Genomic DNA, 21,167 nt, shown 5'->3' on the forward strand with positions numbered 1-21,167 from the left:
AACCAATAACCGATGCCCGATGCCCGATGCCCGATGCCCGATGCCCGATGCCCGATGCCCGATCGCCTATTCCCTCTGGCTGACTCCGCAAATTGCGGCTAACAGCAACCAGCTTGTAGTATTGAGTCGAAAATCAAACAGCGTCACATCTACAGTGTTAAAAAGCGTACAGGCGGCGAAGGCTAATAAATAACTGAAAAAAATTAGGCGATCTGCCGCTCTTACATCTTGACAAACCACCGGACTTTTGCTATTAATTATAGATTTTTGATTGAACACTAAAGCATTTTCCGCTACTTCCTGTGTTGCTATTTGCTCATGTTTGAGATCCGCAGAAAAAAGCGGCCAATTCGCCAGCAGCAAAACACCCCTAGCCAAAACCCAACCAACTAAACCAAACAAAAAAAGCGTTGCGGGTATTCCCGTTTCCGCAGTCAACATCAGTATCAAACTGTGAGGATGACCCAGCCATTCTTGCATCTGAGCTTGATAGAGAGGCGTAAAATTTCGCAATCCCCAACCAGTCCAAGGACGCTGCTGAGTCATAGACCAAGCAAATTCCCACTGAGTTTTTCTCAAAGTAGCAGTCGGTCGATTTGGGAACATCTCGTCCGTGAGTCTAGCCCAAAAGAAAGCCGGAACAATTCTTCGTAAAGATTGCCGCAGTGGTTCCGGGCCAAAGGCCGACAAAAAAACTGTGCTAGCCAAACTAAAAACAGCAGCTAATAATTTTTTATAACCCGCATAAAATGCAAAAGCCAAAACTGCCAAAACTGCCAGTCCCCAAGCATTGCGAGAATTAGTAAAAATCAAAGCAACAGCATTTCCGATCGCAGCCAAACTTAAAAATAGGCAGCGGTAATTGAGAATTGGGAATTGGGAATCGGGCATTAATATTCCTTCTTCCCTCGAATCTCTTCTTTCTGACTTCTGACTCTTGACTCTCGACTTTTGCTCAATAATTAATCCGTGTATCCGTGTCAAAATCCGTGTCGTGCCTTCCTGATTTCCTCGGACTTCTCCTATCCAAAGCCCTAGCCCTAAAATAAAAGCAATTGTCAGATAGCAAGCTAAAATATTAGCGTACATAAATACAGAAGCCATACGGCCGGGGGGATTGCCTTGGGGTGCCAGTACCCAGCCAAAAATAGGTTGCAATTGATCGATGCCGCTCCAACCTAAAAATTGCTGTCCCAGACCTAAAATTATCACTGGAATTGAACTAATTACAATCATCCAAGACAATTGCCGCAATTGAGGCAAAGTTTGAATTAAACTGCTGAAAGCGGCAAACAATATAAAGAACGGCAAGAAATTGTACAACCCTAAAAAAGCCTCGCTGCGGTTGTTGGCAAAAACCGCCGTGATGACTAGCAGCGCGCTCAGAATTGCGAATCCTCGATTCAGCGGGCGGCGACTAATTTGACGGAACTTTTGTTTGCAAGTGCCGGCCAATCCCAGAAATAAACTTAAAGCTCCCAAAATTGGAATTAAGGGAAAAATCAGCATCCCCACTTGGGCGAAATTCCAAGGGATTTGCAGGCGGGGATCTGGATGTTTTTGGAGGCGAGACTGGAGATTTTCGACTGTCTGTTTGGCAGCTAATTTCAACCGATTTTTGATATTCACCCACACTCCCAATCTCAAATCTAAAATATACAATTTACCATCGTTAAGCTAGTTCCCAAACGCATTCCGATCGCGTCAAGCGTATTTGAGCTAGGGCAAAAATGGTGGGGATAATGCGGCCGTAGTTCGTGGAAATCGATCGCCAACCCAAATCCGCTAAAAACCAAGTCCACATCACCGGGCCTATCAACGAAAATACGCTCCGCGTCGCACCGTAACGAGCTGCACTCACCGCCATACCGCGCCGCGCCGTCTGAATGGCGACATAATTTTGAAACTGGGTTGCTGCAGTTGCAGTGCCTGCAAGCACTCCTTGTTTTGCCATTTGATAGGTGGCAAAATGCAGCGCAAATTGATTTGCCATTAGTTTGAGCAGCATTGGTTTTAAGATGGAACTAACAGCTAAAGCGCTGCCGCCTTTGAACAGTAAACCCAGCGGGTCTTTTTCAGCAGAAATTGGCAGGGGTTCTGAGAGTTTAGAATCAACGATCGCTCGCTGTACGCGCAGTGTTAGCGCTTGCTGTTCGTCTGCGGGCAAACGCTTCCACGCGCGGCCCATTAAGTGCAGAAATACTTCTGCCTCTAAGTCGGTGGTTGACAACTGTCTGGGATAAGGGATTTTGAGATAGCGACAAACTTGAATTAGTGCTTGTCTGTAAGTTACTTGTTGGGTTCGCCCTCTGAGTACCGTCAACCCGTCCGCTGCAAGATAGCGAAACCGCTGTTCTACGGCGTCGAGCCATGCTTGGCGATCGCGACTTTGTACATCTATCGGTGCGGGGGTTTGCACGTAATCTAAAGGGTTAAACTTGCGGCTGAACAGAAGTTCTGTTAGTTGCTGCAATTCTTCTTCTGTTGTCAATTCGAGTGCTGCTCTGAGTTCGTCCAAAATTTTGCCCTCCCCTATTCGATTTTAGATTTTAGATTTTAGATTGCTGCTGATTGACAACCATTAGGATTTAGGATTTACCTACAGTGGCATTTTTTGATCTGGTCTTAATCATGGATTTGTGCTGTCCTTTATTCTACTACTTGGTGCAGGGCGATGGCGTTGGGCTTGCAGCCCGTGCTACGGCTCTCAGGGTTTGGCCACAAACTGAAACACTGCACAGAAACTTCCCCCGCAGCTTTAAACTGATAACTACTGACTGTTGAGTGTTGACTGTTGACTACTTATTAATGACAACTGACAACTGACGACTGACTACTGACCACTGACTAATGACTACTGACTAATTATGTTCGATGTTGCGGTGATTGGTGCGGGTATGGCGGGGCTGAGTTGCGCTCAACGGTTGCGTCAAGCTGGTTATTCTGTGGCGGTTGTTGAGAAATCTCGTGGCGCGGGGGGACGTGTGGCTACCCGTCGCGTACAAGGTACTAGGGCCGATCACGGGGCGCGGTATCTGGAACCGCAGGGGGATGCGGTGCAGGGGTTAATTGAGGGTTTGGTCGATCGCCACATCCTCAAACTCTGGACTGATACTGTCTGGGAATTCAGACAGGGAAAACTTTCTGCTATTCCTAGTTCTTGTTATGTCGCACCTGCGGGTATGAATGCTATCGGTAAGTATCTGGCTGAGGATTTAGAGATTTGGTTTGGCCGCCGCGTACAAGCTATTTCTACTACAGATAACCAAATGTGGCGTCTTTCCCTAGAAGTTACTGATGACAATTTACAGGCGCCTCAAGAATTGATTGCTAAGGCTGTGGTGGTAGCAATTCCTGCTCCTCAAGCTTTAATGTTTTTGAATTCGGAAATTGGTTTTAAACCTGATTTTCTTGACAAATTGCGCTCTGTGGAGTACGACCCTTGCATTACGGTTATGGCTGGCTATTCTGCGACAAAACAGCAAGATTTAAGTAATCTAAATCCGCAGTGGAAATCTGTTTCTTTTCCCGATAATTCTGATTTAGCTTGGGTTGGTTTAGATAGCAGCAAGCGGCTGGAGTCGCAGCAACCGGTGTTTGTGGTTCACAGCAGCGCAAATTTTGCCGATCGCTATCTAGAATCTGTTGATTTGCCAACAGTCGGTCAAGAATTGCTCGATCGCACTTCTGAATATTTAATTCCTTGGCTCAAACAGCCGGAATGGTTGCAGGTTCACCGCTGGCGCTATGCTTTTTGTCGAAATCCTTTACCTGTTTCTTGTTTGGCTGCGGAGGGGACTTTGCCCTTGGTTTGTGCGGGGGATTTGTGCGGGGAAGGTCAAATAGATGGTGCTTTGCGATCGGGTTTGGCGGCGGCTATTTGGGTTAATTCTCAGTTGCAAAATTTGCCGTTAGATTCCAGCCTAAATTGGTAATATGGCTAAAATGAATGTATCGATTTGGCCTCTAACGCTATGATTGCCATCCCGTCTGGGTTTAGCCCCGAAGATTATCTTGCCTTTGAACGTGATAATACCGTCCGGCATGAATATCGGCGCGGTTTGGTGTACGCGATGGCGGGAGGTAGCGATGACCACAGCCGTCTCTGTATTAATTTTATAACTGCGATTAACCTTCACCTGCGCGATATAGTTATGAAAAATCCATCTAACGACTTACAAAAAAATGGAAAAATGGTGTAGAATCCCACTTTTCCAAATTTTTATTTTTGTGCTGTTTGCTGCTGTTTTGACTCTTGTTCTTGCATCTGCAATAACTCGGGAACTGTTACGAAAATGTACCCTTCCTTTCTCAGTTTAGCAATAATATCAGGCAACGCTTTTACAGTTCTTGCTCGATTGCCGCCGCCGTCGTGCATCAGCACAATGCCACCGGAATTGGCCTGCCTCATCACATTGTCTATCAAAGATTCCGTAAGGGTACGCCAATCAAAAGAATCAGCAGACCACATCACAACTGCATAATTTTTCTTTTGAGCATAAGCTGCCAATCCATTGTTTAAAATGCCTCCTGGCGGGCGGAACATTGATGTTTGGATGCCGGTCAAGTCCTCAATTAAGGATGAAGTGCGATCGATCTCGCGAGCCGCACCGTCTTCGTTATACTGAAGGTATTCATGGTTCCAAGTGTGGTTACCGATCGCGTGACCTGCAGCAGCGACTTGTTTGCCAATTTCGGGAGAATTTTTCAGGTATCTTCCTACCCAGAAGAATGTAGCTTTAATATTGTTTTCCTTGAGAATATCTAGGATTTGTGTAGTTGTTTTCGGCCAGGGGCCGTCGTCAAATGTCAGGGCGATCGCCTTGTGCTGGGAGTCGAGTTTCGCGTGACGAATGGTTGTACCTTGAAACTGCGAGGGTACGGCTGATTGAAATCGGATTGCCTGCAATTGGGCTAGAGCATTTTGGGAAAAGTCAACTCGATGGGCGATCGCCTCGGAGAACTTATTAATATTGGACATCGGCGGTTGTTCTTGCGACTGGGATACGGCCAAGACTTGCGCCTGAATCGGTTGCAATGGCTGACTGGCCCGCAAGTTAATCGGCCATGTCACACCCAGCAAAAAACTTCCTATGGCGGCCATAAAAGCAACGATTAAAGTTTTTCGCCGCCTCCACAGCAGTTTCAATTTTTTCACGTCATTCTCTCCTTCACACGTTGTACAGTTAATTTGAGATTTTATGTTGATATCAAGTTAATCCACTTAAGAGGATAATCTTAAATTGGACAGTCCGTAAAAATGCTACTGGAAATAACCGATCGTGGGGAAGTCCGTCCGGATAAAAAAATTTAAGATTTGTGCGCCAGGCATCCCCTAACCCATGCAGACGGGGGGTGGTTGAACTTTTTGCCTCGCCAGGGTGACGGCGCTCAAATCGGATTCATGGCACGATATTGTGAGTGTGAGGGACTCAGCCCGCATCGGCCCGCGTCTCTACCGACACTGCAAGTTGGTTTAACCTGAGATGTTGCACTATTGTCAATAAGCTGTTTAGGAACAGGCAAGATGCCTGTTCCACAAGAAAATCTAGTCTTTGTGGAACAGGCAAGATGCCTGTTCTTGAGAATAGTGCAAGATGTGAGGTTAACTGCATTTGATATGAGGGCGATCGCGCGCGCCCAGGGTCGTAAAATTAACTTTTACTACCGATTCTCTCGTTGTACAAGCCGACAATCCGATCGATAACTTCAGCAACAGTCAGATTGTCTGTTTGAATTTCAACAGCATCGGCCGCTTTACGCAAAGGTGCAACCTCGCGGGTGCTGTCTTTTTCGTCCCGCAGGGCGATGTCTTGTTCCAATTGGGCCAAGCTAATATTAGCCCGATCGGTATCTTTAAGTTCTAACAGCCGCCTGCGCGATCGCTCTTGTACCGAAGCCGTCAAAAAAATCTTTAGTTCCGCATCGGGAAACACGTTAGTGCCGATATCGCGGCCTTCTGCTATAATTCCGCCTTTTGTGCCGCAGCGCCGCTGTTCCTCCACCAGAAACTGCCGCACGGTGGGAAGCGCCGCCATTTCCGACACGCGGGATGTCACTTCCAAACTGCGAATTGCCTCGGTTACGTCTTCGCCGTTAATCTTCAACATCTTTGATGCGGGATCAAGGTTGTATTCCAAATAACTGGCACTGATTAATTCGGCGATCGCACATTCGTCGGAAATTGGCGTGTCTGTTTTCAATGCCAGCCAAGTCAGCGCCCGATACATCGCACCGGTATCCAGATAAAATAAGTTCAAAGCAGTTGCGGCAAGGCGAGTTACGGTAGATTTGCCAGCTCCCGCCGGGCCGTCGATCGCCACAATGGGCCGGCGATTCCTGAGAATTATATTGTCAATCAAGCGAGTAGAGCCAACTCTGGCGGCCACGGCTAAAAGTCCCGCTGTTTCCACAACCTGCAAGGGCATCAAAGTGTCGGGATCGACGAGTTCGGCGTATTCGAGCTTTACTGCGGGTTCTTCTGCGACTGCTGCTTGGGCGGCAGCGAGTGTGGCTGCTGCGGTGCGGTCCCCTGAATAAAAAGTTTCCGAGGCTTGTTGCAGGGCGCGGTAGAGTACGGAGGCTTGCTGTTTTTGCTCTACTGTTAAATACTGATTGCGAGAACTCATTGCCAGTCCCGACTCTTCGCGGACGATCGGACAAGCGACAATCTCTACAGGCAAGTTAAAATCCAAGACCAGCTTCCGAATAATTGCTAGCTGCTGGGCGTCTTTTTGACCGAAATAAGCTTTTGTCGGCTGCACCAAACTCAAAAGTTTAGTCACAATTGCCGCGACGCCTTGAAAATGACCGGGCCTTGCTTTGCCGCACAAAACCGATGTCATCGCCGGTGGTGGCACTACTTGAGTTAAGGATGAAAGGTGAATCTCTATCTGTTTTTGGGGGGTTTGCTCTGTTTCTGTGGGTGAAGCGAAGCTATCCCGTAGGGAATCGACTGCTTGATGGCCGAACATTTCCGTTGCTGAGGGAGCGAATATGGCATCAACCCCAGCTTGTTCGCACAACAGCCGATCTTGCTCGAAATTCCGAGGATAATCTTGAAAATCTTCTGTGGGCCCAAATTGCAGCGGATTGACAAAAATGCTGACCAGGGCGATCGCATTTTCTTGCCTTGCCCGCTGGATCAAGCTCAGATGCCCTGCGTGCAAAGCTCCCATCGTCGGCACCAAACCGACTGTCAAATGAGGTGCAGCAGACTTTTGTAAATTTAAGTAGCAGCGAAGTGCTGCAATGGTAGTAAACAGGCGCACCGGTAGAATCTCCTGAAGGCATTCGGCAGAATGCAGAGTTTATTTGTCAGAATTGGTTCGACTTGACATCTTGCACCATCCTCAAGAACAGGCTTTCGGGCTTCTTCCACAAAGAATGGTGCAAGATGTCAGTTTTATTCTACTTTCTGCCTTCTACACTTCGGATAACTTTTGTATTCTGCCTGAGAGTGGCCTTCAGCGTCCACCAGTTGTTTGCTGTGGCGGTTCGATCACTTCGATTTCCACTCTGGCAACGCCACTGCTGATCATTCCTAGTACGTTGGCGGCGCCGGCGGACAAGTCAATGAGCCGATCGCCCACATAGGGGCCGCGGTCATTAATGCGGACGACTACGGTGCGGCCGTTGTCGAGATTTCTCACCATGACTCTCGTTCCAAAAGGCAAATTTGGGTGGGCTGCGGTCATATCATTTTGGTTGAAACGCTCGCCGCTGGCGCTGAGGTTGCCGTTAAATCCTGGGCCGTACCAGGAAGCCCAGCCGCTGAGGCGCACTTGAACTGGGCCCAGAGACAGCACGGGGGGTTCTGGTTGGGGTTGGCCTGCGACTTCTTCCAGGGGTGGGGCGTTGCCCAGAAGTCGGCGGAGGCGATTGGTTGCTTGCAGGGCGTCTCGGCTAAAGTCGCTGGTGGTGTCGGGGAGGATGGTTTCGGCGTTGATGTTTACCAAGTCCTCGCCGTTTGCCTGGATAATGTAGCGATCGCCTTTTTCCCACTTGACGGTAATGCTGTTGGGATCGATGTTGTTGCGGGCTAGCTGATTGAGTCTTGCTGCTAAGCTTGATGCCCGCCAAACTGGATCAGGTTCTTGATTGCTAGAGTTGCTGGCAATGTTTCCGACTTTGGGATTTTCTCTGGCGCCCGCTACTTTTGACGGACTGCTAGCACCGGCTTGGTTGTTGCCCGTTTCTCCCAAAGGCGTGTTTGTTTCCGGATTCGCGTTCAGAAAGGTGATGACTGGAATGTTTCGCACGTAGACTGTCGCTGCTTGTCGCCCGCCTAAGTCGTGGGGCTGAATTTTGGCGATCGAGTCTCGGGCAATTTCAGCTCTTGCTTGATACTGATACTGTCCGACTTTTTGCGCTTCGACCCGAGTAGCGTTTAACTGCCGGGACGGTTGGGTGGCAATTACTTGCTCGGAAACCTGAGAGTTTTGGTTGTCGGCACCTGTTGCTTGTGCGTGACAAGAGGATGCCGTTCCTACCATAGGAACTAACAGGACAGCGAGTAGACCACCAACAAATTTTTCCTTCATACGTCCATTTTTGTGAATAGCCATTGCCAACCGAGATTGGAGGATTGGCCATTTGGCGGCGGGCGTCAAGGATTTCTCTCTTGCCCTTCGCCATTCCCCCGTGAGTCAAAGCAAAGTATCCGGGTGCGTTTTTGCTTTAATGCTTCCGCCCCAAAAAAAATTGGCGGAAACTTCCCTGACACTTGACAACTCGTACTCGATCCGCAATTTGTGTTTTGTTCACGAACTGCAACAGACTACCACAAACTTTTGTGGTTGGGGATCGCTGCGATCGCAATTTTCACCAAATCTTCATCAAATTTTCTCAAAACCCTCTATCATAAAATCCTTTAGTTCCAGTGCTTACAGCCGTTTCAGTCATTACGGAAAAATTTACAAAAATTTACAAAAATTTAGTATATTTTGTGGGCTACGGAATGGCTAGTCTTAAAAAAGCTGTTTGTCAACTGTTATGGGAATAAACTAAAAATTAGAAGAAATCGATTTGGCGGACTTATGGATTATCGAGAAGCAGGTGTGGATGTTGAGGCGGGCAGAGCTTTTGTCTCGCGCATCGGGAGTATGGTCAAGAGCACGCACCGATCGGGAGTTTTGGGCGGATTCGGCGGGTTTAGCGGGTTTTTCAGCGTTCCGGAGGGTTTAAAAGAGCCGATTATGGTTTCGGGTACTGACGGCGTTGGGACTAAGTTGAAATTGGCCCACAATCTCGATCGGCACGACACGGTAGGTATCGACTTGGTGGCGATGTGCGTCAACGACGTGCTGACATCCGGGGCCGAACCCCTCTTTTTTCTCGATTATTTAGCCACGGGAAAGTTAAATCCCGAACAATTAGCTGCGGTGGTGGCCGGGATTGCTGACGGTTGCAAGCAAGCGGGCTGTGCTTTACTCGGAGGGGAAACGGCAGAAATGCCCGGTTTTTACCAAGCGGGTGAGTACGATTTGGCGGGGTTTTGTGTGGGAATTGTCGAAAAGAGCAAATTGTTGGACGGTTCGCGGGTGCAGGTGGGAGATGTGGCTGTGGGGCTGGCCAGTTCGGGCGTGCACAGCAACGGTTTTAGTTTGGTGAGAAAAATTGCGGGCGATTTAGGTTTTGATTGGAATTCCCAACCCGAAAAGTTAGGTGGCAAAACTTTAGGAGAAGTGCTGCTAACTCCGACTAAAATTTATGTTAAACCAGTCCTCGAAGCAATTAAGAGCGGTCTAGAAATTCACGGCATGGCTCACATTACGGGCGGCGGTTTGCCGGAAAATTTGCCCCGCTGTTTGGGAGTTAATCAATCTGTCAGAATTGACAGCAATAGCTGGCCAAATTTGCCAATTTTCCAGTGGATTGCTGAAGCGGGCCAAGTTGCCACAGCCGATATGTTCAATACTTTTAATATGGGGATTGGCTTTGTGCTGTTGCTTGATTCCAGGGAAGTAGAACAGGCTGTTAAATGGTTTGAGTCTCAGGGAATTGGTGCGTTCGCGATCGGGGAAGTGATTGAGGGGAAAGGAGAATTAATCATGGATAACGGGTAAGGGGTAATTAGTAAGAAGCAATCGCAGGGGCTGAAGATTCCTTCGCTTTGTTTTATGCGTTAACAGACAATCTCAATCTGCATTCATCTGTGTATATCTGCGGTTAAATTTATAATTTTGAAAGTAACCGCAGAGGACGCAGAGGACGCAGAGGAAGAAAGAGAAAAAGGAATTCACAAGAGATAACTCGTTGCTACAATTTTAAATGCAATTGAAATAAGCTATTGTGCTTTTAAATATGGTATAATTCAAAATTAATTCCGTGAATTAGTGTAAAAAATTCCGCCGAATGTTTAAATTAATTGAATATCTATACTATTTATTACATCGACTCTGAAATGAAGGATTGTTAATTGTTGAAGTGAGAAAATATCAAAAATCAAGGTAATGTTTGTATCACAGTTTAAATAAAAAACACCTTATTAGGCTTGTACGTGACTCAAAATTTCCAAAAATTCCTGCACAACTAGATCCGGTTGTTCGCTGCATCGGGTAGCATCGTAATGTTTGACAAGACTGATGCCAGAATCTATGAAAAGCTGGCACATTTCATCTTCTGTTGCGTTTGGATGGGATGATCCACTGTCAATTTTCAGTATCCCTAGCTTGTTTTGGTGGAAGATCAGAAAGTCAGCTTGTTGGTTTTGTCTGCCGGCGGGTGTTGTCAGTCGCAGTTGGGAGTTGGGGATGAAGAGAGTGGAAGTGCGATCGAGTATTTCGGCAATTTTCACTTGTGCGTCGGAGTGAAGGCGAAAACCATTCCAGTTAATTTCGTTTTCAGAGCCAGCCTGAGTTTCCTGATTTTGTTCATCTTCAATATCTGTGAATTCTTCAGATGATGCTGTGTTGTCATCCGGTGCGATCGCTCCTTTGTAGTCAGCTTGAGACAAATCTGTTTCAATGAAGTTAGCAACTACTCTAGCTCCATTTAAGTTCGCACCACTTAGATTTGCACCGCTGAGGTTAACTTCGATGGTCAAATTTCGCTGTAAATTCACTTTGTGTCGTCGCGTGTATCGTTTTAAGACTGACTGAATATTATCTTTTTTGACTTTCTCTCCAAAGGCTTCAGAGAGTTGCTTCCACAGCTTAGCACCAGCATCTTTGATATAATCAGAGTCATAGCCTGCGCTTTTAGCAATTTCTATATAAGACAGTCCATCCCATGATTGCCGAAACACTAGCTCTTGAACTTTATTGAGACTTTGGTAGTCTAGTACACTTTCTACAAGTGTTATTGCTTCCTCAACTGTCATTTGTTAAACTCCCTCAACAATGAAACGTTAATGTTGGCGTAACACTTAGCGACACCCTTATAGATGAAATCCATCGTCAGATATAGATTTTACTGCAATTAGTCCAAAATATTACTTTTTTATTACTTTTTTATTACTTTTTTATTGCTTTTCTCACTGTCAAAGCTCATATAGATTCGTTATGGTGTTAATAACTTAAACGAGGAAAGTTCCATGATTGCTATAGTTGACCCAATTAGTCTCATGGTTATTGGCTCTGTTGTTGGAGCTATAGCTGGTGGTGTAAGTGGCGCGGCAAAAGACACTAAAGCTCCTCTTAAAGGAGCTTTAAAAGGAGCTGCAACAGGTGCGATTATTGGAGGTACTTGCGGATTAGCAGGTCAGCAACCTCCCAAGCAGTCCTAGCTTTAGTCTTTGGGTTACGTTAAATACTTCTAGCTCAATCGCACTATGGAGGTTTTATGCTCGCGATAATTGACCCTGTTACCGCTACTATAGTCCTCTCTGCTATAGCAGGAGCAGTAGTTGGAAAGAAAGGCAAGCACATTATTGATGGATTAGCTGCAGCTAACACTGCTACTAATTTTGAAAAAGGGGTGGAATTTTTAGAAAGAGAAAACAGTAAAGATCGGTAAAATCATTGATTGATTATGTTAGAATTCCCAATTATTTGATTGGGAATTCTGTATTCCATAGTGAAAAATTTTAACAATAAAGATAATTGCGATCGCTAGTGCGATCGCTCAACCATTAACTACCTCCAAACCCGTATCTTTAGCTACTTGTTCCGCTACAATTTCCTCCAAAGTAGCGACTCTCTCCCACTTAGACTCTATTGGCTCAAACTGGCAGTAGCAAAGGATGATTTCATCCCAGTCGCAGTCTTCGCCAACAGCAGGATAGCACTGTACTTTTACGATCAACCAATTGCTTTGGCGGTGGTAAATTTCTCCGTCTGGGAAACGTTTAGACTCTCCCAAGCGATCGCCAATTTTGGGTATAGTTCTGTTTCTGGAATAGTCCATCTCTTCGTGCAGCAAGTAAGTACCAGAACCTATTGCATCGAGTCTTTTTTCCCATCCAGTCTGAGCACCGTCAGTGCGGTAAATCTTCAGTGTTGGCTTGCTTTTAAGCGAGTTAATCTTGGTGGTCATACCACAACTCCTGAAAGTAAATTTCTTCTCCTACAAACTCGCAGTCTACCTTCAAAACCGGGTCGTTATTAGGAATAAATCTCTGATAATCCCAGCCGTATTTTTTAGCCATTTCCGCGCATTTATCTGGATCGGTTGCCGGTTTTGTAAATCGCTTTTTCTCGGACGGGTCAGTTTCGGACATTTTACCACCCTGGAATTGAACGCCACAGCCTAATTATACCGCCTTTTCTTTAGACGATCGCAACTGTCTAGTATTAAAGAAAATTAAATTAGTGAAACAAAAAGGAGCGAGCGCCTTTCAGCAAACACGCCAAATAATTACGATCGCACTTCCTCTCCTCTCATTTGTTCACAGCACTCTTTGACGGATGGGGAACAGGCTTGTGAAGTGCGATTTAACTGAATCCAGGAACATCCTCATACAAAGCAGAGATTAGACACTGAAAATTGATACTAGCCAACTCCAGAGATTCCCCCTCACCGTAGGAAGAAAAAACCCAACGCCCTTCCACATCGCGACGGTAGCAATCTACATTCATCCGCTGTTGACCGATTAATACATATTCTTGTATAGTTGAGAGCGATCGATAATCCGCAAATTTATCTCCTCTGTCAAACGCCTCAGTTGTTGGAGATAGGACTTCCACAATTAGCGAAGGATAGCAGATAAAATCGGCAACCGAAGTAGTATCTCGTTCATCGCAAGATACAGCTATATCGGGATAATAAAAAGTATTAATCGTCTCCAGTCTTACTTTGGTATCAGCCATAAAAACCAGGCAGCCACTCGCGCGCAGATGATTTCTCAGCAAAGTTGCCAAATTTAGACAAATCAAAACGTGGGGATTACTGGCCCCTGCCATTGCATAGATTTGTCCGTTCCTGTATTCGTGCTTGATGAGACTTACCAGTTCACCTTCTAAATAGTCTTTAACTGAAACTTCCGGATAACTTTTGCTGGTAATCATGAGGTTTTCCTCGATTTTCACGATGGAATTTACTCGCTTAATTCGATTTTACTTAATCATGTTGTTTATGGCTGCTAATCAGACTCCGACTCAAAATCCACACGATCGTAAATATCTCCCAACACCATCTCAAACTCCACACAACTCAATCTCAACACCGCATCAGCACCATCATACTCAGACAAAACCCACTTATTATCATCCGTCTTCACAAACTGTTCAACGTGCATCTCGTATTGATCGATCAAAACATACTCTCGAAAACTAGGAATAGAACGAAAAAGTTTAAACTTGCCACCCCTGTCATAATCCGCCGTCGATTCCGATAAAACCTCAGCCACCATCACCGTATTAGTAATCGTATCTTTCCTACCTGAAACAAACTCCAACTTCCCCGCCACCAACATCACATCAGGATAAGTACAAACTTGCTTCTGCGGTATCCACAAACGCAAACCTAAAGCAAATAAATGATAATCTCTCTGTTTTTTCAAAGCGAAGTTCAAAGGAGCAATCAAATTACCTACTATCAGGTTGTGATTGGCGGAATCAAGCACCATTGGTAATATTTTACCGCTATGATATTCACTTTTGTACTCTGCTGCCTCTTCTAGTTCAAAATACTCCAATGGAGAGTAATAAGGCTGTGCTTTCTCGATTGCTTCGCGGATTTCTGTTGATGTTGTCATAGTACATCCTCGGACGATCGTACTTACAATTATATAGGACTTACCCGCTCCGACCAAAGAAACCGGGTTTTTTCCCGAATCTGCGTCCTACAACGAAGTATTTCGTAAAAAACCCGGTTTCTGAGCCGCCATAGTCATCTTATGGCAATATCATCCACAAATCGAAACTACTGCTCACAATCTCAAATCTTTCGTATCAATTACCTCTCCTTCAAACTCAAAACCACGCTCCATACCATCAAAATATTTGTCAAAATTAGGCTTAATCCACAGCGCTGCTTCCCCGTGTCCCAACTCCACAGCTTTATCAATTATCTCCTTCCAATCTCTCAAAGAAAATCCCGTCGCTTCCATTGTCTTGAAACAATCCCAAACAAAATTTGGCACCGATACCGGCGACACTGCATACCTCAACAATTCCTCAGCACCTTCTGGCAAAATAATGAGATTGCTGGCAACTAAAATCATTCCTATATCTTCTTCCCTTTCCCCCTGCCAATTCACTTCGCCATTTAAAACATAACCCCAAGGTTTAAGAAAATTGTCGATCAGATATTGCAACCATTCGACATAATCATAAAACTTTTCCGCGCCGCTCCACTGAATCCCCCCGCCGTCAGCCGTAGGAATCCACTTACACCACAATCCGGGCTGAGTCTTCGGCGGGCGGTTGTAATTAACAACAGAAACTTCGGAGTCTTCATCCCATTTTTCATTCACAAAATAGCAGCCTTCTTCGCCCACAGGCAAACCCACTGCTGTTCTCGCCGGATCGGGAATACTTTGCAAAATCGCCGGATTTCGCTTCATCCGTCGAGTTTGAGAAAACTCTAATAAGTAAATAGCTTCGCTGTCTAACAACCGTTTATTCAAATGAAATGTTCCGTCAAATATTGTAGTGTATCCCATGATTTCTATCTATTATAAATGTATGGTTTCGTTTTTTTATACAACAAAGTTTATTGTGTGTGGAACGGGCTTCTAGCCCGTTGCTAATCTTGGCACAAAATGTAAGTTTAAGCTCGTATGTTCAACTATTATAAAGAACGGGCAAGATGCCCGTTCCACAAGAATATTGAGTTTTTTGGGTAACGGATGGCAACCCTACTTAGTCTTGTCCAAACTCCGCGACTCCAACCAAATAGGAATTGCAATCCAAGCAACTGCTAACAGCAAAGCAAATACCGCAAATTGAGCAGCCCAAGCTACCAATTTCTCTAAAGACACAACTTGTCCCAAGAAGTACGATAAACTCACCATTACAGATGCCCAGCTTGCAGCACCCAGAACATTGAACAGCGAAAATTTCCAAAAAGGCATTTCTGCAATACCCGCTAAGGGGCTAGCAAAAATTCGCAGCAATGCGATGAAACGGCCCAAAAATACGGCTTTAGCTGCATTTTTGCTAAACTGTTCTTTTAAGTCAAACAGTTGTTCTTCTCGAAAGCGGAAAAATTGTCCCAGCTTCAGCAGCAGTGGCCAGCCGCCGTACCTGCCGATCGCATAACCAAAATTCCCGCCCAAAGTAGCACCCGCGATCGCACTGCCGAGCACAAACCAGTAATTCAGTTCCCCACTGCCAGCTAAAAACCCGCCAGCAATCGTAATTGTCTCGCCTGGAAGAGGAACTCCCAGATTTTCCAGCAAAATTCCCAGAAATACTGCCCAGTAGCCGTAATCACGCGCAAACTGCTGAATAGTCTCTAACGATAAAAACTCAAAAGACATTCGATACTGCCTTCGTAAACTTTTGCAAAGCTCAATACATTTATATATTGGCTCGATTCAGCCAATAGTGCAATCTTTCGCTGTGATGAAAAACACACTCTTGTCGCGATCGCTGGCCCAACTAAAAATTAGCCTTTCAGGCATAATAGATGAATAGAGAATTGTTGCGGTTGCGTTCCGCGCGATCGCCAGCCAGTTTTCCTACTAAATTTATCACAACGGCTCTCCCCACCGATTCCCTAGCCCGATCGCCCATCCTAAAACCTTAGCTGAAATCCCCTGAGTCTCTCAACAGAGTCAGCAACTAAACTAACTTATTCATACTTTACGATCGTAGGATAACTGCTATGGAATTTCCCAACTTCAACCAACCCATCGTCCTTCAACCTCACAACTGCCTCGACTCCCAAGCCGGCAGCCTCCTCCAGCAACAGCTAGCCGAGATTGTGCCCGATCGCCACAAACTCTGGGTAATAGACATGGCCGCCGTAGATTTCATCGACAGTTCCGGGATCTGCGCCTTAGTCGGCGGACTCAACGCCGCCCGCCACCGGGGATGCCGCCTCGTCATCTGCAACCTCTCAGCCACAGTCAAGCTAATTTTTGAAATTACTCAACTCGATCAACTCTTTGAAATTTTCGACAGTTTCGACCAAATTATCTCCCGTGAAACTCCGGCTTTAGTTGCTTGATTCAAATGAGATCCCGAGTTTAAATCTCAAGTTTGCAAGAGGCTTCAAGCAACCGCAGAGTTAATTTCTATATCATAAATAGGTTTATTTGTCAAGCAATACCAATGACAAAGAAATAAATCCGGCACTTGAACGCCGACAGAAGCGATCGCAGGTGCAGCCGGAAAAGGCCAAAGTTGATCGAAACAAATCCTTTCCCCTACAAACCCGAACTGCATCAAATAAGTCGCCGGCGGCGCATTTAAAAGATTCAGCAAGCGGTAAGCCAACTCATACAACTCCTGCCGCCAAACATCCGACAAATGCACCGGTTGAGAGTAACTCAACTCGCCAGACTGCTTGTCAGGTTCGCCACCGATCACCTCAGCATACAGTGGGCCCTTTGCCGTCAACACCACAGGCAGCCAAAAATTGCCACCCCCGACGGGACAAAGCAACTCCTGGGACACTCGATCGCGCGCCCCCGAAACATTGGCACAAAATCGAAACACATCTTGAGCCGGAAAAACCAGATTTTCTGGTATATCCAGCGTCAAAGGACAAAATATCGTCGCCCCACCCGGAGCGATCGCGCCAGAATCGAGTTCAGAAACCCCACAGATATTGACTTCAGTTAAAGGATCAGATTGAGCGATCGCCGCGGAGAGACTTGCGGCCGAATCTTTCTCACCACCCGCCACAATCAAAACCTTAGACATTGCCAAAGCTCGGCATTTGAATTCCCCGATCGTCCTCAGCATCGACGCTCGGCAGATCCAGGCCCTTAGCCTTGCGGCTCCGCACAGCGAGACGGTAAGTTACGCTTTGCAACTCCGTGTGCAACTGGCGGTTTTCCTTTTGCAGTTGATCCAATTTTTCCTTAATCGGCTCGATCCGCTCGGCAAACTTCTGGCGGTAAACCCCCGGCAATTCCTGCACTACCTGTTCTAGCATCCGAGAGCGATCGGTCAATTCTTGCACCGATTGCCGCAGTTGGTAAACCTCAGCATCCCGCTCCGCGATTTGTTCCTGATAAAAACCCACCTGTTCTTCAACAGCTTGGAGTTGTTCCCGCATTGCCTGCATTTGAGCTTGGTGGCGATCGGAAACTTCCGGTGCCGGCACAAAATTAGAATTGCCCTTCACCAGCCTGAAAAGTTCTTGAGACAACTGCTGCACCAATTGGTCGCGCATTTGCAGCTCTTCGGTGAGACGAGATACCTCTGATTGCAATTCTTTTGAGCTTACAAGTTTAGTTTGATTCATAAAAATGCTCCGTAAGTGGGAAACTCAGAGGCTTTAGCCCTGAGAGGTAAACGACAGGGGCGGTTTCAATACATTCGACGGAGTTTATCCTGAGCGAAGCCGAAGGGCAAGCGTGACCACCGCCTTGAATCCGCTTTCCCCTTGCGGGGGTAGAGGGGTATAGTTATCCCTCTGTGGAGATATGGTTGTCTCCGGCTCCCTTTCGGGGTAATGTTCGCTTCACCAATGTTATAAGAGCTTGTTAAGCTTGCAGCACTGCCTCAGTGACCTTAAGGCTGTTTAACTACAAGCGACAGAGCGGAAAACTAGCGTCGCATTCTCCGGTGTCGTGACCCAAATAACGTAGACCTCTAAAGTCTTAGGCTGGTCAGTACAGCTTGCTCAATCACTAGCGACCAAGCTCAGTCCCTTTAGGGCTGGGTTACTGACGATGACTCTCAGCTTTTACGATTGAATATAGTATATATCTGCTATTTAGAATATCTTTCCATTACCACAGAGGCAAGAGGCACTTGGCAATTTTTGAGTTGGTTGCGAGAGTTTGATGCTCGATCTTTGCCACAACCCAGGCGATGGATCGATCGTTCGAGAGATCAACGCTCAACTCCAATCTCATTAATCGCATCAGAAAGCACTTTGCCAGCTTCGTCCACTGTGCTGCCAAAACAGATAATCCCGTCCTCGTGACCGGCCATCGCCAGAATTTTGCGATCGGCCAAATCCTCCTCCTCAAAAAGTCTAAACATTTCTAAGGCCATCTGGGGAGTGCCGTAAGGTATTTCTTTTCTAGTCGTAGGAATCTTAAACAGCAGTTGCTGCCATAGTTTAGGATTGTGGACATGAATTATCCCGCCCACATCCTCTCTCTGAAAGTACAGGGCCCCGTGAGTCAGGGACTCCGACGAAGCTTGTACGGGGCCCCGGCATCCGAGGAAATTTTGTTCTAAGTTAAATTCGGTAACAGTACAGTATGATTCTGGTCCCAGAGTTCTCAAGTGTGCAGTCTGGGTTCCCGAAATCACGAATTGGCAAGAATTACCGAGTCTGACGCTGACGTTGCCAAACCCTATGCCATTTTCGTAGACGCCAATTAATCCCCAACAGTGGAGCCGATCGCGCCAGTTCATCAAATCTGCTATGTTCCGCGCAGCTACAGGGTCTGCTTCTTCCCAGTCACAGCGGTACTTAACGACTCCTTCATCCATCCATTTTTCGGTCAGAGTGGACACGACAGACCCGATCCAAGCAGAGACTTAATCGAAGTTGTCAAACATCTTTTTTTTGCCTGCTGCCTTATGTCTCGGTGCATCAGTGCCTTAACTAATCTACATTCCAGTGTCGCCGTAATTAGCGACCGACATTAGCAAAAAGTAAGCTAGGAAAGTTGAACCAATTATTCCAAAAATCATGGTTTAGCCTCTAGGTGATTACAAAAGTTCAATATTAAAATGTACGCTTTCAATCGGGGAGTTTGATTCCAGGCTATTGCCCGATCGAGTTTCTGATGTGAAACTACATAACATCCCTGAATCACTTATTGTTCTATACTACAGCATTTCTACTGAGGTGAACTCTACCTTCATAAATCTTTAAGGATAAAGTACCCTTAATTCGGTAACTCCGGCAAAAAGCAACCGTACATTTACTGATTTTTTATCATTATACATATAATGAAGCAAAAAGCAAGCGGAACACAAAAAATATTTTTTAGCCAGTCTGGGAGGAACTGGCACAATCTTCGGGTGATCTACGTTAGTCCACACCTCTGTCGATCGGGCCATTGTTAGCTCTGATGCCACCTACAACCTAAGAAACCGGGTTGAGCGTAATGTCATGTCGGGTAAAATCACCGGAATTCAGCTCGCGTCGGCGGGTTCACCAAAATCTGTAGTATTAAGTTACAGCCTATTAAGAAAAAAACAAGCCGATCAAGCAGTGATGACTCGATCGGCTAAAGTCTTCTTTGGAGTGCGATCACTCGCAGCCATTTAAATGTGGAAGTGATACAAGATGCTGCCGTCGTCTTTTATTTCGCAATTGGCATTAAAAACTTCAGCTTGTTGGTTCAAAAAACGCTGAGCCACATCCGGCGACAGTCGCGTTTCCATTGCAAACCGCACCAGAGTTATTTCGCCGCGGCCTTCTTTGATCAGTCGGTACAAAGCACTTTGGAGCCTTTCGCTCTCTTCTCGCTGAAAAGCTGCTTTGTACTTCCAATCCGCCACCGAAGGAATCAAACCCCGGCTGACCAAAATCGCCAACAGCAAGCCAATTCCCAAAATCAGAGGCACTGTCGGATCGCTCGTGGGCGTCGCCACAATTTGCGGCACTGTAGCGGCGGCCAAACTGCTGACCATTTCTTTTTCAGACGCTTGCGTATCCGCCATTGCAAGCTGAGTTTTGTTGTAAAAGTCTTGCTGAAGCTTCATTTGCTGCAACAGGCGAGCGCGCTCTCTTTCGTATTGGTCGAGTTTTTGCTGAGCTTGTTTCAGGTCTTGAGTGACTTGTGCCAAGCGTTGGTTGAGCGACTGATTGACTGATTGCCACCGATATCTGTTAATCAGGCGGCTTTTTTCCACCATGCCCTTCATCAACATATCCACCGTTTGGATTGCTTGCTCCCGATCGAGCGATCGATACCCAACAGCAATCTCTAAGGGTTGTTCCGGCTTGGAAATCTTGACGCTAGCATTTTGTCGAACTTGCTGGGGCGACAGCTTAACTGCATCTGCCACGGCTTTGACAACATTATCTGCCAGCAGAACCTCCGGGGTGAGTTGCTCTCCCTGCTTGAGAATTGTCGTGCCCGTGGTCGAAAATTTGACTGGCGGATTATTAGAAGTGAGAGTGCCTTGAGCCATGAATCCGGGGGGCGGGGCGAGGCGGTAGGCCAGGGCGCCTGAAATACCCATAATTACAGCAAAACTGCCTAGGGCAATCCATCTGTATTGATGTGCTGAAGATCTAAAACGTAAATTTCCCATTTTGATAGTCAAGTCATAACATTCGCTTGCCGCAGCTACTGCCAAACGCCAGAGCGATCGTTTCTTTCTGGTTAGTCAAATTGACTGCTGAAAATTTTCTCAGTTTGTACCTAAAAGCTATTAGCTTTTGAGAGTTGTCAATATTCATGAGCCCAAAAAACCGATCGCGCTTTTATTTGATCCGAGCTATAACTTCAGTTTTTGTCCTTAATAATTAATCTGTAACAAGGCTTCTGGAAGTCTACTGGCATCAGACTAGCACTCAGGCGTGCGATCGCCGCGCCTCCCCGTGTTTGTTGACATTCAAAACAGTCTCCTTTTCACCCTTGGCAATCCTCCAATTATCTTACGTCTTGGCGTCTTGCGGACGCGGTTGAAGAA

General features: G+C 46.3%; 22 protein-coding genes. 6 read left to right on the top strand and 16 right to left on the bottom strand.

What is annotated here, in order from left to right; translation table 11 throughout:
* Positions 1-66: 66 nt before the first annotated feature.
* Positions 67-1,629, bottom strand: a complete 1,563-nt coding sequence (locus tag QUA43_RS01865; protein ID WP_333370532.1) for an O-antigen ligase family protein — start codon at positions 1,627-1,629, stop codon at positions 67-69.
* Positions 1,630-1,672: 43 nt separating this feature from the next.
* Positions 1,673-2,518 (bottom strand): YaaW family protein, encoded by an 846-nt coding sequence (locus tag QUA43_RS01870; RefSeq protein WP_333370534.1) that lies wholly within the window; start codon positions 2,516-2,518, stop codon positions 1,673-1,675.
* A gap of 349 nt (positions 2,519-2,867) precedes the next feature.
* Between QUA43_RS01870 and QUA43_RS01875 the strand changes: the two genes are divergently transcribed.
* Complete coding sequence (locus QUA43_RS01875) at positions 2,868-3,935, top strand: FAD-dependent oxidoreductase (RefSeq protein ID WP_333370536.1); 1,068 nt, start codon at positions 2,868-2,870, stop codon at positions 3,933-3,935.
* Positions 3,936-3,974: 39 nt separating this feature from the next.
* The gene (locus tag QUA43_RS01880) at positions 3,975-4,202 is read left to right on the top strand and encodes a Uma2 family endonuclease (RefSeq protein ID WP_333370538.1); all 228 of its coding nucleotides are present in this window, start codon (positions 3,975-3,977) and stop codon (positions 4,200-4,202) included.
* Positions 4,203-4,222: 20 nt separating this feature from the next.
* Here QUA43_RS01880 and QUA43_RS01885 read toward each other — a convergent pair whose 3' ends face one another.
* From QUA43_RS01885 to QUA43_RS01895, 3 genes are all read right to left on the bottom strand, one after another.
* On the bottom strand, positions 4,223-5,158 hold the full coding sequence (locus tag QUA43_RS01885; protein ID WP_333370540.1) for a polysaccharide deacetylase family protein: 936 nt from the start codon (positions 5,156-5,158) through the stop codon (positions 4,223-4,225).
* A gap of 496 nt (positions 5,159-5,654) precedes the next feature.
* Positions 5,655-7,271 (bottom strand): bifunctional pantoate--beta-alanine ligase/(d)CMP kinase, encoded by a 1,617-nt coding sequence (locus QUA43_RS01890; protein ID WP_333370542.1) that lies wholly within the window; start codon positions 7,269-7,271, stop codon positions 5,655-5,657.
* A 195-nt stretch (positions 7,272-7,466) separates the two neighbouring features.
* A complete protein-coding gene (locus tag QUA43_RS01895; protein ID WP_333370544.1) occupies positions 7,467-8,543 on the bottom strand; it encodes a septal ring lytic transglycosylase RlpA family protein in 1,077 nt (358 codons plus the stop codon).
* A gap of 495 nt (positions 8,544-9,038) precedes the next feature.
* On the opposite strand from QUA43_RS01895, the gene purM reads away from it, so the two are divergent.
* Positions 9,039-10,067, top strand: coding sequence for a phosphoribosylformylglycinamidine cyclo-ligase (gene purM, locus QUA43_RS01900; protein WP_333370545.1), 1,029 nt, complete (start codon positions 9,039-9,041; stop codon positions 10,065-10,067).
* Between the two features lie 422 nt (positions 10,068-10,489).
* Here purM and QUA43_RS01905 read toward each other — a convergent pair whose 3' ends face one another.
* Positions 10,490-11,323: a pentapeptide repeat-containing protein gene (locus tag QUA43_RS01905; RefSeq protein WP_333370547.1), complete on the bottom strand. Its 834-nt coding sequence runs from the start codon at positions 11,321-11,323 to the stop codon at positions 10,490-10,492.
* A gap of 213 nt (positions 11,324-11,536) precedes the next feature.
* Between QUA43_RS01905 and QUA43_RS01910 the strand changes: the two genes are divergently transcribed.
* Both QUA43_RS01910 and QUA43_RS01915 read left to right on the top strand, forming a co-directional pair.
* Entirely contained in the window at positions 11,537-11,728 is a 192-nt protein-coding gene (locus QUA43_RS01910; protein WP_333211369.1) for a hypothetical protein, read from the top strand.
* A 56-nt stretch (positions 11,729-11,784) separates the two neighbouring features.
* A complete protein-coding gene (locus tag QUA43_RS01915) occupies positions 11,785-11,958 on the top strand; it encodes a hypothetical protein (RefSeq protein WP_333370549.1) in 174 nt (57 codons plus the stop codon).
* Positions 11,959-12,066: 108 nt separating this feature from the next.
* Here the strand turns inward: QUA43_RS01915 and QUA43_RS01920 are convergent, their stop codons facing one another.
* From QUA43_RS01920 to QUA43_RS01945, 6 genes are all read right to left on the bottom strand, one after another.
* Positions 12,067-12,477: a hypothetical protein gene (locus tag QUA43_RS01920; RefSeq protein ID WP_333370551.1), complete on the bottom strand. Its 411-nt coding sequence runs from the start codon at positions 12,475-12,477 to the stop codon at positions 12,067-12,069.
* The gene (locus QUA43_RS01925) at positions 12,461-12,661 is read right to left on the bottom strand and encodes a hypothetical protein (protein WP_333370553.1); all 201 of its coding nucleotides are present in this window, start codon (positions 12,659-12,661) and stop codon (positions 12,461-12,463) included. The genes QUA43_RS01920 and QUA43_RS01925 overlap by 17 nt, the downstream gene beginning before the upstream one ends.
* 214 nt (positions 12,662-12,875) lie before the next feature.
* Positions 12,876-13,448, bottom strand: coding sequence for a Uma2 family endonuclease (locus QUA43_RS01930; protein ID WP_333370555.1), 573 nt, complete (start codon positions 13,446-13,448; stop codon positions 12,876-12,878).
* A 74-nt stretch (positions 13,449-13,522) separates the two neighbouring features.
* A complete protein-coding gene (locus QUA43_RS01935) occupies positions 13,523-14,137 on the bottom strand; it encodes a Uma2 family endonuclease (protein ID WP_333370557.1) in 615 nt (204 codons plus the stop codon).
* Between the two features lie 174 nt (positions 14,138-14,311).
* The gene (locus tag QUA43_RS01940; RefSeq protein ID WP_333370559.1) at positions 14,312-15,046 is read right to left on the bottom strand and encodes a hypothetical protein; all 735 of its coding nucleotides are present in this window, start codon (positions 15,044-15,046) and stop codon (positions 14,312-14,314) included.
* Between the two features lie 195 nt (positions 15,047-15,241).
* Positions 15,242-15,865: a DedA family protein gene (locus QUA43_RS01945; RefSeq protein WP_333179291.1), complete on the bottom strand. Its 624-nt coding sequence runs from the start codon at positions 15,863-15,865 to the stop codon at positions 15,242-15,244.
* A 347-nt stretch (positions 15,866-16,212) separates the two neighbouring features.
* On the opposite strand from QUA43_RS01945, the gene QUA43_RS01950 reads away from it, so the two are divergent.
* Positions 16,213-16,557 carry an STAS domain-containing protein gene (locus QUA43_RS01950; protein ID WP_333349442.1) on the top strand — a complete coding sequence of 115 codons (345 nt, stop codon included), beginning with the start codon at positions 16,213-16,215 and terminating at the stop codon, positions 16,555-16,557.
* A 44-nt stretch (positions 16,558-16,601) separates the two neighbouring features.
* On the opposite strand, the gene QUA43_RS01955 is transcribed toward QUA43_RS01950, so the two are convergent.
* The 4 genes from QUA43_RS01955 to QUA43_RS01970 all read right to left on the bottom strand — a co-directional run bounded on the left by QUA43_RS01955 (position 16,602) and on the right by QUA43_RS01970 (position 20,714).
* Positions 16,602-17,255 (bottom strand): hypothetical protein, encoded by a 654-nt coding sequence (locus tag QUA43_RS01955; RefSeq protein WP_333370560.1) that lies wholly within the window; start codon positions 17,253-17,255, stop codon positions 16,602-16,604.
* Positions 17,248-17,802, bottom strand: a complete 555-nt coding sequence (locus tag QUA43_RS01960; RefSeq protein ID WP_333311475.1) for an Npun_F5560 family protein — start codon at positions 17,800-17,802, stop codon at positions 17,248-17,250. The genes QUA43_RS01955 and QUA43_RS01960 overlap by 8 nt, the downstream gene beginning before the upstream one ends.
* A gap of 593 nt (positions 17,803-18,395) precedes the next feature.
* Positions 18,396-19,007 (bottom strand): class II aldolase/adducin family protein, encoded by a 612-nt coding sequence (locus QUA43_RS01965; protein WP_333370690.1) that lies wholly within the window; start codon positions 19,005-19,007, stop codon positions 18,396-18,398.
* A 783-nt stretch (positions 19,008-19,790) separates the two neighbouring features.
* Positions 19,791-20,714, bottom strand: a complete 924-nt coding sequence (locus QUA43_RS01970) for a hypothetical protein (protein WP_333370562.1) — start codon at positions 20,712-20,714, stop codon at positions 19,791-19,793.
* Positions 20,715-21,167: the final 453 nt, after the last annotated feature.

It is taken from the genome of Microcoleus sp. N9_B4, assembly GCF_036701635.1.
Taxonomy (GTDB): domain Bacteria; phylum Cyanobacteriota; class Cyanobacteriia; order Cyanobacteriales; family Microcoleaceae; genus Microcoleus.

Bases quoted from the DNA above. Each gene is read 5' to 3' on its own strand.
- QUA43_RS01930 (WP_333370555.1), bottom strand. From the start codon at position 13,448: ATGATTACCAGCAAAAGTTATCCGGAAGTTTCAGTTAAAGACTATTTA.
- QUA43_RS01905 (WP_333370547.1), bottom strand. From the start codon at position 11,323: ATGACAGTTGAGGAAGCAATAACACTTGTAGAAAGTGTACTAGACTAC.
- QUA43_RS01920 (WP_333370551.1), bottom strand. From the start codon at position 12,477: ATGACCACCAAGATTAACTCGCTTAAAAGCAAGCCAACACTGAAGATT.
- QUA43_RS01945 (WP_333179291.1), bottom strand. From the start codon at position 15,865: ATGTCTTTTGAGTTTTTATCGTTAGAGACTATTCAGCAGTTTGCGCGT.
- QUA43_RS01940 (WP_333370559.1), bottom strand. From the start codon at position 15,046: ATGGGATACACTACAATATTTGACGGAACATTTCATTTGAATAAACGG.
- QUA43_RS01970 (WP_333370562.1), bottom strand. From the start codon at position 20,714: ATGGGTATTTCAGGCGCCCTGGCCTACCGCCTCGCCCCGCCCCCCGGA.
- QUA43_RS01880 (WP_333370538.1), top strand. From the start codon at position 3,975: ATGATTGCCATCCCGTCTGGGTTTAGCCCCGAAGATTATCTTGCCTTT.
- purM (WP_333370545.1), top strand. From the start codon at position 9,039: ATGGATTATCGAGAAGCAGGTGTGGATGTTGAGGCGGGCAGAGCTTTT.
- QUA43_RS01960 (WP_333311475.1), bottom strand. From the start codon at position 17,802: ATGAATCAAACTAAACTTGTAAGCTCAAAAGAATTGCAATCAGAGGTA.
- QUA43_RS01875 (WP_333370536.1), top strand. From the start codon at position 2,868: ATGTTCGATGTTGCGGTGATTGGTGCGGGTATGGCGGGGCTGAGTTGC.
- QUA43_RS01925 (WP_333370553.1), bottom strand. From the start codon at position 12,661: ATGTCCGAAACTGACCCGTCCGAGAAAAAGCGATTTACAAAACCGGCA.
- QUA43_RS01910 (WP_333211369.1), top strand. From the start codon at position 11,537: ATGATTGCTATAGTTGACCCAATTAGTCTCATGGTTATTGGCTCTGTT.
- QUA43_RS01935 (WP_333370557.1), bottom strand. From the start codon at position 14,137: ATGACAACATCAACAGAAATCCGCGAAGCAATCGAGAAAGCACAGCCT.
- QUA43_RS01965 (WP_333370690.1), bottom strand. From the start codon at position 19,007: ATGGATGAAGGAGTCGTTAAGTACCGCTGTGACTGGGAAGAAGCAGAC.
- QUA43_RS01955 (WP_333370560.1), bottom strand. From the start codon at position 17,255: ATGTCTAAGGTTTTGATTGTGGCGGGTGGTGAGAAAGATTCGGCCGCA.
- QUA43_RS01950 (WP_333349442.1), top strand. From the start codon at position 16,213: ATGGAATTTCCCAACTTCAACCAACCCATCGTCCTTCAACCTCACAAC.
- QUA43_RS01915 (WP_333370549.1), top strand. From the start codon at position 11,785: ATGCTCGCGATAATTGACCCTGTTACCGCTACTATAGTCCTCTCTGCT.
- QUA43_RS01895 (WP_333370544.1), bottom strand. From the start codon at position 8,543: ATGAAGGAAAAATTTGTTGGTGGTCTACTCGCTGTCCTGTTAGTTCCT.